Here is a 9,549-nt window from a genome sequence, read left to right on the forward strand (position 1 = left end):
GTCGATCGCGGTCCCCTCGTGGCGTACGGCTGGTGCTTCAGCGCCCGGAACGGTCACCCGGGGTCAGTGTGCGGCCCGGCTGAGCCGGTCCACCGCCTCCACGACGGTCTCGGGCGCGCACGCGAGGTTCATCCGGGCGAAGCCCTTGCCCGCGTCACCGAACATGGGTCCATTGGACAGTGCCACCCCGGCGTGCTCGAGTGCGTAGGCGGCGGGATCATCGCCCCATCCCAGGGCGCGCATGTCGAGCCACGCGAGATAGGTCGCGTGACCTCGGCGCACGACGACGCCCGGGAGCTTCTCGCTCACTTCGCGCTCGAGCAGCTCAGTATTGTCCTGGATCGCGGTGATCGTCTCGTTCAGCCAGTCGAGGCTGGTACGGAAACCCTCCCGCGTGGCGAGCAGGCCCAAGCTGCCGGTGCGGTAGGACACCTCGTCCGGCAACTGCTTGAGCCACCGCGTCATGGGTTCGGAATCCACCACGAACATGGCAGTCTTCAAACCGGCCAGGTTGAACGCCTTGCTCCCCGATTCCGCGGCCACGCCGTGCGCGCGCGCGGCATCGGACACCGAAAGGTATGGCGTGAACTTGGTCCCTTGATGCGTGAGCGGGGCGTGGATCTCGTCGCTGACCACGAATCCGTCGTGCTCGGCCACGATCTCCGAGAGCCGTTCGAGCTCCTCGCGGGAATGTACGAGCCCCACGGGGTTGTGGGGATTGCACAGCAGCACGCCGCGGGCACCCGCGCGCAGGGCGGCGTCGATGCCGGGCAGATCAAGACGGTAGCTCGCGGCGTCGTCGAGCAGCGGGACCTCCACGACCCGCCCGCCGGCCTCGACCACGAGGTCGAAGAACGGCGGGTAGACGGGCGGTGTGATGATCACGCCGTCGCCGGGCGCCATGAGACGGCGCAGCGACTCCACGATCACCACGCTCACGTCCGTGGTGTACGAGATCCGCGCCGGGTCCGGGCGCCACCCCCACCGCTGCGCGGCGAAGTCCGCGAACGCCTCCGCGGCGCCGCGGTCGGTCGGGGTGGCGTACCCGGTGTCGCTGTTCTCAATTGCATTCTGCAGCGCCGCCTTGATGGCCGGCGGCGTGGGGAAGTCCATTTCCGCGACGAACATGGGCAACACGTCCCGCGGGTACGTGCGCCACTTGGCACTCGTACGACGCCGCAGGGCGGGCATATCATCGGCGGTCGTCATGGTCCACCTCCTGGTAGCGAACGGCACTCAGGACTCTGTGAGCTTCCTGGCCTGGCCCAGGCGCAGCGACTCCAGGGTCTTCTCCTGATCCTGGGCGCGCTCGTAGAGGTTCTGCAACAGGTCCTTGTCCAGCCGCTCGTCCGGGACTTCCAGGAGCAACCGCCACCCGAGGCCTTTGACGTGCACGGCGGCCACGAGGCCCTCGAGTTCCTCGATGTCCGACAGCGGCGAACGTTCCTTGATCCGCTCGTTCGGCTTGAGGCGTGCGAGCTTCTCCCCCGCCTTCGCGGGAAGATCCTTGTACAGGGCCGGCTTGGCCCCGACCATGGCCATGATGTCCTCCAGGGACGTCTGATCGCGGGCGATCTCCGGGACCAGTCGCTCGACCTGTTCCCGCACCTCCGGGTCCCCGTGGCCCTCGGCCACACGGCGGAACACATCCACCCCCGCGGCCGATCCGGCGTGGTGGTCCTGCAGGTACGTGGTGATGACGTTGGTCATGGGATACCCCTCTCGTCGTGTCCTCCCACCTAAGCATGCTGAGCTCCGCACGGTCACACCCGAGTGGGTACATGACGTGCATATTTACCCGATGACCTGCGCCGCCCCGCCTGCCACCCCCATGTTCTAGTGCAGCAAAAGCAGCTTTGGTGCACCGAATCACGCTTTAGCTCAGTAAAAGCAGAGGGGTGCGGCGTCGTCGTCCGCCGTGCGTGCGCGGCATACTGGACGGGTACGCGCCGTGCCGGGGGGGAATCGGGGCGGATCATCTCAGGAGGGACAGTGGCACCGGAAACTTTCGTGGACTTCACCGCGCCGAACGGACTGAGCTCGTGGTATCACGTGTGGGACTCGGGCACCGCGGGGATCATGTACTACTTCGACGGGGACTACTGGGACCTGGACGACACGTCCATCAACTGGCCGGACGAGGGCGATCTGGCCCGGCTCGCGGTGGCAGCACGGGCCCGGGACCTCATGTTCGTGGCCGTGAACACGCCGGACGAGGACGGCTCCGGCGACGGCTACACGTGGTGGGAGGACTGCAAGGCGAACGGCAAGTACTTCCGGGCGCTGCACGAGCACATCGTCGAGCGGAACCCGCAGGTGGACGCGAGCAACATCTGGCTCGTGGGGTACAGCGGCGGCGCCGAGTTCATCACCTACGAACTGCTGGACCGGGGTATTCTCGGGATGACGCACGGCGGCGCGGTGATCATCGGCGGCGGCGGAGCGAACGCGCCGGTGGCCACCAAGAAGAAGGCCCGGCCGTGCATCGGCAACACGGCCATGCACTGGTGGGTGGGCGATCAGGACGTGGACGGTGCCACGAACCCGCCCGAGTGGAGCGCGCTGGGCGCCGCCGAGGAGGGCGTCGCCGCGTTCCAGGCCGCGGGTTTCGACACGAACCTGCACGTCCTGCCGGGCGTGGACCACTCCGGGTACGACGCCGTGGCATGCCTTTCGCACGCACTGCCCGCGGTCTCGCGAAAAGCGGGCCTGCGCGCTGCGCTGTCCGACGGGTGGGTACGGCTCACGCGGGACACCTGAGGAGTGACGAGGAACGGCCGAGCGGCGGGTCATGATTTCTAGTTGTACTGACCGGGGACGTTGGTCGAGCCTTACGTCGAGTGATTCTGCGTGAGCTCGTCAGCCAAGGTATGGATCCGTTCGACTGCCTCGTTGGGGTCCAGGACGCGGATGTGGTCCGCGAACTGGAGGAGTTGCCGGACGGACTCGACGTCCGGGTACTGCACGACGATTGAGCTCCACTCTGCGTCGGCGGCAGTGGTGGCTACGAGGCGTGTACCGAGGATGCGACGCGCTAGATCCAGACGGGTGGAGCGCAGCAGTGCTCGCACCTCCACCGCCGGGACCGGCTGGAAGTCGTCCAGCAGACCCGCCCAGACAGTGCGGAGGTCCTCACCCGGGCGCAGCACTGCAGTCTGCGGCAATGGGTGATGGGCCTGGATGCGGCTGGTATTGAACATTCGTGGCTCACCGTCGACATCGGCGACGAGGTACCAGGTGGCGGCCTTGGTGGCCATGCCGTACGGGTCCACGACGAGCCAGTGGCCGGCCGACTGTCCGCTGCGGCGGTAGCGGATCCGCACGCGTTGCTTGTGGCGCGCGGCGTTGAGGAGGGCAGACAAATCGAGCTTGTGGCCTTCAGAGAACCAGCCCGCTGGATCGATGAGCAGGATGTCCGAAAGAGGGGGCTGTGTAGTGGCCCCCGAGCTTCGGTCGGCCACGGCGGCGAGTTTCTCCTGAGCTCGGGTACCCACAGTGTGCAAGCCGACGTTCTCCAGTTGTTTGGTGTCTAGGCAGCTGAGCGTCAGCAGCTGGACCTCGGCCGGCTCCAGACGCGCAGGATCGAGTCGGGCCCGGCGGTCGAGGACGATGGCGCCGTGTCGTCCACGTTCGGTGTGGACGGGGACGCCAGCGGCCGACAGCGCCTCCACGTCGCGGAAGATCGTGCGCTGTGAGACCTCGAAGCGATGTGCCAACTCCTTGCTGGTCATCCGTTCGTGGGTCTGCAGGAGCAACAGCAGCGACATCAGGCGGGCGGACCTCATGGACCCCAATCCTCGCAAACAACCATGACATCGGATGTCTGGTTTGCCTGATCGGATGAAGTCATCTGTTCCACCCGCTACTTAGGAGACCTGATGCCGGCACCCAACCTGTTCATCGTCTACGTCACGGACGTCGCCGTCTCGACCGCGTTCTACTCAGAGTTGTTCGGGATGAAGCCGCGGTTCACTAGTCCGCGATTCGTGGAGTTCGAGGTCGCAGCCGGGGTGGGGCTCGCCTTGTGGTCTGGCAAGGCCGACTCCCTCACGTCCACAACCGGGCGTACGAACGAGGTCTGCCTCAACCTCCCTGGAGGCCCCCACGACATCGTTGAGCAGTACCAGCGCTGGTGCGACCTCGGGGTCACCATCGTCCAGGAACCCCACGACGATGTCTTCGGCCGCACCTTCATCGCCCAAGACCCGGACGGAAATCTGCTGCGTGCAGCTCCCGTCGACCCTGCCTGATCCAGGCGCCGCCAGGAGCCCACCCCGCCGGGGGTGGGCTCCTCTCATGTACGAGGACCCCCCATGTCACTCCCCAACGCTGCCCTCACCCCTCACCCCTCACCCCTCGCCACCGGCTCATAGTGGCCCGTCTCGTCGTCGACGACGGGTGGCCGATTAGTGAGGTCGCGGGTCGCACGACTGCCCGAGCAGGGGTATGGCGCGATGATTCGGGACGGTGTTCGTCGCCTCCAAGGACGTGTCGAGGCGGCGAATGCGGCGCTGTAGCTCAAACGGTCGCTTCTGCGCGTGAACCTTCGCGTGGCTTTTGGGCGGAATCCCGGGGTTCCAGCGGGGTCCACCCCAACGGGCGTATGCCCTGGAAAGATGCTCGTTCCCGGTCATCTCGATCTGACCAGCCTTGACCACCATCACTGTTCCCATCCGTAGAGACAGCCCCACGAACAACTCGGAACCCAACATCTTCCAGCCGCGCGTCCGGAGCGTCGCCCCGCCGGACGCCCACCCGCACAGACCACTCGGGGTCGGCCCAGCCCCCGCCTTTGAATAAGCGGTAGTCACCGTAGCGCGCAGGATCTAGCCGATCCCAGCACCACTCCCACACGTTTCCTAGAGAGTCGTAAACCCCGTAGACGTTGGCAACCTTCAACCCCATGCGCTGAGGGCCGCGGATCTCATCCAAAGCTGTCCAGGCAATCTCCCTGAGGTTTCCGTAACGTGCCCCAGCAACGTCACCTCGGCTGGCATGGACCCATTCAGCCTCTGTCGGCAAGCGATACCCGTCTGCGCCCGGGATCCATCGCATGCTGCCCCCATCGACACGGTATGCCTGCTCGAACCCGTCGTGTCTCGAAGCTTCGTTGCACCACTGCACGGCATCCAGCCATCGAACCCCCACCGCTGGAAGATCGCCCCCATCAAGCCCCTCGATGCCCACACGGCCTGCCGCGAACTGCGCTGCGCTTACCGGGGTATCCCCGATATCGAACGGCAGCAGCGTCACCATACGCTCTGTACCCCGTCGCGCGTCCTTCAAGGTCGTGTCCCCGCCGGGGATCGGGACCAGCGTCTGCATGACACTTCCTAGACAGATAGCGAAGCCGGGAACACCCCGTTGGACTCATTGGTGCTGGGGTTACACGAAGCCACCGATGATCTCATTCGGTATCACCCGCCCCTCCGATGCGGCCAGGCTATGCGACAACGGTGGATTGAGCTACCGCCGCAGACTGGTGGGGCAGAACCCTCGTGGGAGCTGCAGCGGTGCGTCGCCACAGAAACCCCTATGTAAACCAAAGGTTGACAAATACGTCAACCGTTGGTTTACATAGGGGTGTGGACGACATCATCCAAGCTAAGCAAGCAGTTGACCTTGCCCGCGCCCGTCTCCACGATGCCGTCACTGCGGCACATCGCGAAGGGCGCTCGTGGGCGGAGATCGGGCAGCTGCTCGGCATGACCCGGCAAGCCGCCTTCAAGAGGTTCGGAACTACTCACGATCCACGAACAGGGGAGAGCATGAAAAACCGCAGCATTGACAAAGCCAGCCAACTCACCGAGGAGATTTTTCGCCTCATCGCCAGCGGGGATGACACGGCGGTACAGGCCCATCTCCACCCGCAGGTGCGCGAGCAGCTCACTCCGCAGCGCATCGGAGACGCCTGGCGCAACGCACTGACCGAATGCGGATCCCTGGAGGGCTTCACCAACACCCACGTTGAGCTCCACGACGGCACGGTCCTCAGCGAGGACGAAGACATCATCGGCACCGTCATCGGTGCCACGCGTCTGATGTGCGAAGCAGGCGAGCTGGTCGGACGCGTCGCACTCGACGAGACGGATCAAGTGGTTGGCCTGCTCATCGTTCCGCAGAATCACGGCAAGCTGCCTTTCTAGCCCTGCTCCGCGGAGCACGTGCGCAGCAACGATGGCGGCTTCTGCTCACACTGAGTGGAAGCCGTCGCGTAGTTGATGCACAAACGGTGGAAAGTGTCCCGTTTGGCGGACTGATGCTTCTGCCGGTGTTGTAGTGGTTCCGGCGTTCCCGGATCGATCCGTGCACCTTCTATTGCTGTGCGAGTGCTTCGTTGAGCAGGACAGCGGCTTGTTCGTAGGCTGCTGGGTTAGGGCCCGCGAAGTTGAGGCGCAGATATCGGCCGGCGGGTTCAGCGGGGAACCACTCATCACCACCAGCAACGACGAGTCCCTTGGATTCGGTGTCTTTGACCAGTCGATCGAGGTCGACCTCATCTGGTAGACGCACCCAGAGGTTCAGTCCTCCTGGGGGTACTGCTGCGATCGTGGCATCCGGGACGTGCGTTGTGATCGCGTTGACGAGAAGGTCACGCCGGGTGCGCAATTTTTTGCGCAGCGTGCGTCGGTGGGTTTGCCACCCCGGCCCGTTGACCACCTCTAGGGCCGCAGCTTGCAGTAGAGCACTGACATACATTGACTGCGCTTGTAGGTCCGCCAGGAGGCGTCTGCGCAGTGGGCCCCGTGCGATGACCGCAGCGACGCGGATTGCCGGTGAAACACTTTTGGTGAGCGAACGCAGATAGATCACGTGCCCGCTGTCATCGCGAGTAGCTAACGGGGTGGCGTCGGTGGTGATCCCGAAGTCGTGCGCCCAGTCGTCTTCGATGAGGAAGGCGCGGTGATCGCGCACCATCTCCAGGACACGGGCACTGATCGAGGGACTCCATTGTGCGCCTGTCGGGTTCGCGTAGTTCGGTTGCGCGTAGAAAACATTCGCCCCGGTGTCGTTGAAAGCCCGCTCCAAGGCGACCAGATCGGGTCCGTCGGTTCCGGTGGGGATGGGAACCAGTCTCACCCCGACCTGTCGTGCCGCGATGATGGCACCCCAGTAGGTGGGTGACTCAATCAGCAATGTCCCGCCGGGCCCGGCGATGCTGCGGAACAGGGAGCCGAGTCCGAGCTGGCTGCCGGGGAGCACGATCACATCGTGGGTTGTCGGGGCGGTCAGGTGCGGAGGTGTTTGCAAGGCGAGTTCGGAGGCGAACCAGGAACGCAGGTTTGTCATCCCCGCCGATTCCGACCGGCGCAGAGCTTCATCGCTTCGTGCCGCACGCGTAAGAGCGGAACGCACCAGACGCTCTGGGAGAAGGTCACGGTCGGGGTATCCCGAGTGCAGGGAGATCGCGTCGGTGCGGGCGGGACGTAAGGCGACTGAGGTTTCTGTAATTGCCGTGCTGGAGGCTCCCATGACGCCGGTTTGCCAGGAGTAGTCGCGTGGGCCGATTGCTCGATCCGCGCTGACGAACACACCCACGCCTGAGCGGGTTTCAATGAGACCGCGCGCCACAAGTGATCTCAGTGCCGATTGCACCGTCACGGGGCTAGCTGCGTGTTGAGCGGCGAGCTCGCGCGTCGACGGCAACTGCGCACCAGGAGGTGCCGAAGCAATCCAGGTTTCTACATCGGCCGCAATACGTTCACTGCTACTTTGGTGCATGACACCACATAGTAGCGCTACTCTTTCTGTTCGCCCTCCGCTATCGCATTCCCGGCAGGGGCTCGCTTGGGGATTTCTCGGCGTCCTGGCCTTTTCTTTCACTGTTCCGCTGACGCGTATGGCGGTGGAGAGCGGTCACATGTCGGCGCTTTTCGTCGGTAGCGCGCGGGCTGTTGCCGCGGCCGTGATCGCTGCGTTTGCGTTGCTCGTCACACGGTCACAGCGCTCACGGGGGCGCCAGTGGGTCAGCGTCGGGGTCGTCGCACTGGGTGCTGTGCTCGGATTTCCGCTGCTGACGTCATTCGCGCTGACACAAACGCATGCGAGCCACGGTGCGGTGGTGATCGCGCTTCTTCCCGCGACAACTGCCGTGGTGTCCGTGCTGCGCACCCGAGAGCGATCCTCTGTGATGTTCTGGTGCTCGGCTGCTGCCGGGGCTGTGGCTGCCGTGATTGTCGCGGCCGTGCATGCGGGGGGTCTCGGACACCTGCGACCCGCTGACGGGTTGCTGTTCGCCGCCGTGATCGTCTGTGCCGTGGCATACGCAGAGGGCGGGGTTCTGTCACGGAGCCTGGGGTCCTGGCAGACAATCTCTTGGGCTCTGGTGGTAGCGGCTCCGATCATGGCAGCGCTTTCGGCGCACGCGACTGTGACGCGCCCGCCGACGGGCACCGCGGGTGAGTGGGTCAGCTTTGGCTACTTGTGCGTGGTGAGCATGTTCTTGGGGTTCGTCGCCTGGTATCGCGGTCTTGCGATCGGGCCGATCGCACAGGTCAGCCAGATTCAACTGGCGCAACCAATCTTGAGCATTGCATGGGCTGCTGTGCTTCTTCATGAGCGAATCACTGTTCCCACGATCATGGGAGGTGCCGCGGTCATCGTGTGTGCTCTTGCCGCGGTCCGTTCCCGCTCAAAACAAGCCGGTACAACGGCACCATTGACCTCTTCGCCCAGGCACCTGGACTCGCCTGAGAGGTCTAGAAGCGGTGGTCGGTGCCTCTGATGTGACGGGTTTTCCTGTGGTCTGTGTAGATTCGTGGGCATGACTGACTTGCCACGGAAACGCCGGGTGAGCGTGGTGCTGTTTGAGGGGTTCGAGCTGCTTGACGTGTTCGGCCCCGTGGAACTGCTCGGCCACGTGCCCCATGTCGCGGTGGACTACGTGGGGCCGCACCTAGGCCCGGTCAGAAGTTCCCAAGGCGCCCAGATCGTGGCCGACCTCAGCTATCCCCAGCTCGCAACCCCGGACATCGTCCTCGTGCCCGGTGGAGCTGGTACACGACGACTTGTCACCGATGGTGCTTTCCTGTCCTGGCTGGCTGAGACGGGCGAGCACTCCCAGCTCGTGGTCTCGGTTTGTACCGGATCTGCCGTCCTCGCAGCGGCGGGGTTGCTAGAGGGGTATCGAGCTACCAGCAACAAACTGGCCTTCACCTGGGCTTCCAGTTTTGGGCGCAATGTGGGGTGGGAACCTCACGCCCGCTGGGTCGAGGACGGGGACCGGTGGACCTCTTCTGGGGTGGCGGCAGGAATGGACATGACGGCAGCGCTTATCGCCAGCCTCTTCGGGCCTGGCGTTCGAGAGGCAGCTGTCATCCGTGCTGAGTACCAGCCGCAAACCGACAGCACCGTGGATCCCTTCGCCCAGGTGCACGAACTCACATGAGGGGTGCAGAAACGGTGGGTTGAGCCACCAGGTCGACCCGATGGTGCAAAAACCTTCGTTTGAGCTACTGCGGTCTCAGGGTGGCAAGTGATGATGGTTGGAGTGCCGGCGACTCAGGAACGATTCAAGGAGTGCAGTGAACGCGACCCATCACGGACTAG

The 9,549-nt window shown here is 64.6% G+C and carries 10 protein-coding genes; 5 read left to right on the forward strand and 5 right to left on the reverse strand.

Features of this window, described 5'->3' with window-relative positions:
• Window positions 1-63: 63 nt before the first annotated feature.
• On the reverse strand, window positions 64-1,209 hold the full coding sequence (locus Q9R22_RS10110) for a MalY/PatB family protein (protein ID WP_131333121.1): 1,146 nt from the start codon (window positions 1,207-1,209) through the stop codon (window positions 64-66).
• A gap of 27 nt (window positions 1,210-1,236) precedes the next feature.
• Entirely contained in the window at window positions 1,237-1,710 is a 474-nt protein-coding gene (locus tag Q9R22_RS10115; protein WP_131333122.1) for a hypothetical protein, read from the reverse strand.
• A gap of 282 nt (window positions 1,711-1,992) precedes the next feature.
• Here Q9R22_RS10115 and Q9R22_RS10120 point away from each other — a divergent pair, with 282 nt between their 5' ends.
• The gene (locus Q9R22_RS10120; RefSeq protein ID WP_131333123.1) at window positions 1,993-2,760 is read left to right on the forward strand and encodes a hypothetical protein; all 768 of its coding nucleotides are present in this window, start codon (window positions 1,993-1,995) and stop codon (window positions 2,758-2,760) included.
• 71 nt (window positions 2,761-2,831) lie between these two features.
• Here Q9R22_RS10120 and Q9R22_RS10125 read toward each other — a convergent pair whose 3' ends face one another.
• Window positions 2,832-3,785 (reverse strand): YafY family protein, encoded by a 954-nt coding sequence (locus Q9R22_RS10125; protein ID WP_131333124.1) that lies wholly within the window; start codon window positions 3,783-3,785, stop codon window positions 2,832-2,834.
• 93 nt (window positions 3,786-3,878) lie between these two features.
• On the opposite strand from Q9R22_RS10125, the gene Q9R22_RS10130 reads away from it, so the two are divergent.
• Entirely contained in the window at window positions 3,879-4,250 is a 372-nt protein-coding gene (locus Q9R22_RS10130) for a VOC family protein (RefSeq protein ID WP_131333125.1), read from the forward strand.
• A gap of 268 nt (window positions 4,251-4,518) precedes the next feature.
• Here Q9R22_RS10130 and Q9R22_RS10135 read toward each other — a convergent pair whose 3' ends face one another.
• A complete protein-coding gene (locus Q9R22_RS10135) occupies window positions 4,519-5,325 on the reverse strand; it encodes an SUMF1/EgtB/PvdO family nonheme iron enzyme (protein ID WP_131333126.1) in 807 nt (268 codons plus the stop codon).
• Between the two features lie 260 nt (window positions 5,326-5,585).
• Here Q9R22_RS10135 and Q9R22_RS10140 point away from each other — a divergent pair, with 260 nt between their 5' ends.
• A complete protein-coding gene (locus Q9R22_RS10140; RefSeq protein ID WP_311254187.1) occupies window positions 5,586-6,146 on the forward strand; it encodes a hypothetical protein in 561 nt (186 codons plus the stop codon).
• Window positions 6,147-6,315: 169 nt separating this feature from the next.
• Here the strand turns inward: Q9R22_RS10140 and Q9R22_RS10145 are convergent, their stop codons facing one another.
• Window positions 6,316-7,722: a PLP-dependent aminotransferase family protein gene (locus Q9R22_RS10145; protein WP_131333128.1), complete on the reverse strand. Its 1,407-nt coding sequence runs from the start codon at window positions 7,720-7,722 to the stop codon at window positions 6,316-6,318.
• Here Q9R22_RS10145 and Q9R22_RS10150 point away from each other — a divergent pair.
• A complete protein-coding gene (locus Q9R22_RS10150; protein ID WP_131333129.1) occupies window positions 7,721-8,725 on the forward strand; it encodes a DMT family transporter in 1,005 nt (334 codons plus the stop codon). The genes Q9R22_RS10145 and Q9R22_RS10150 overlap by 2 nt on opposite strands.
• A gap of 39 nt (window positions 8,726-8,764) precedes the next feature.
• Window positions 8,765-9,388: a DJ-1/PfpI family protein gene (locus tag Q9R22_RS10155; protein WP_131333130.1), complete on the forward strand. Its 624-nt coding sequence runs from the start codon at window positions 8,765-8,767 to the stop codon at window positions 9,386-9,388.
• The last annotated feature ends 161 nt before the right edge of the window (window positions 9,389-9,549 follow it).

The sequence above is a fragment of the Kocuria sp. PD6 genome, from assembly GCF_031844145.1.
GTDB classification, from domain to species: Bacteria; Actinomycetota; Actinomycetes; order Actinomycetales; family Micrococcaceae; genus Kocuria; species Kocuria marina.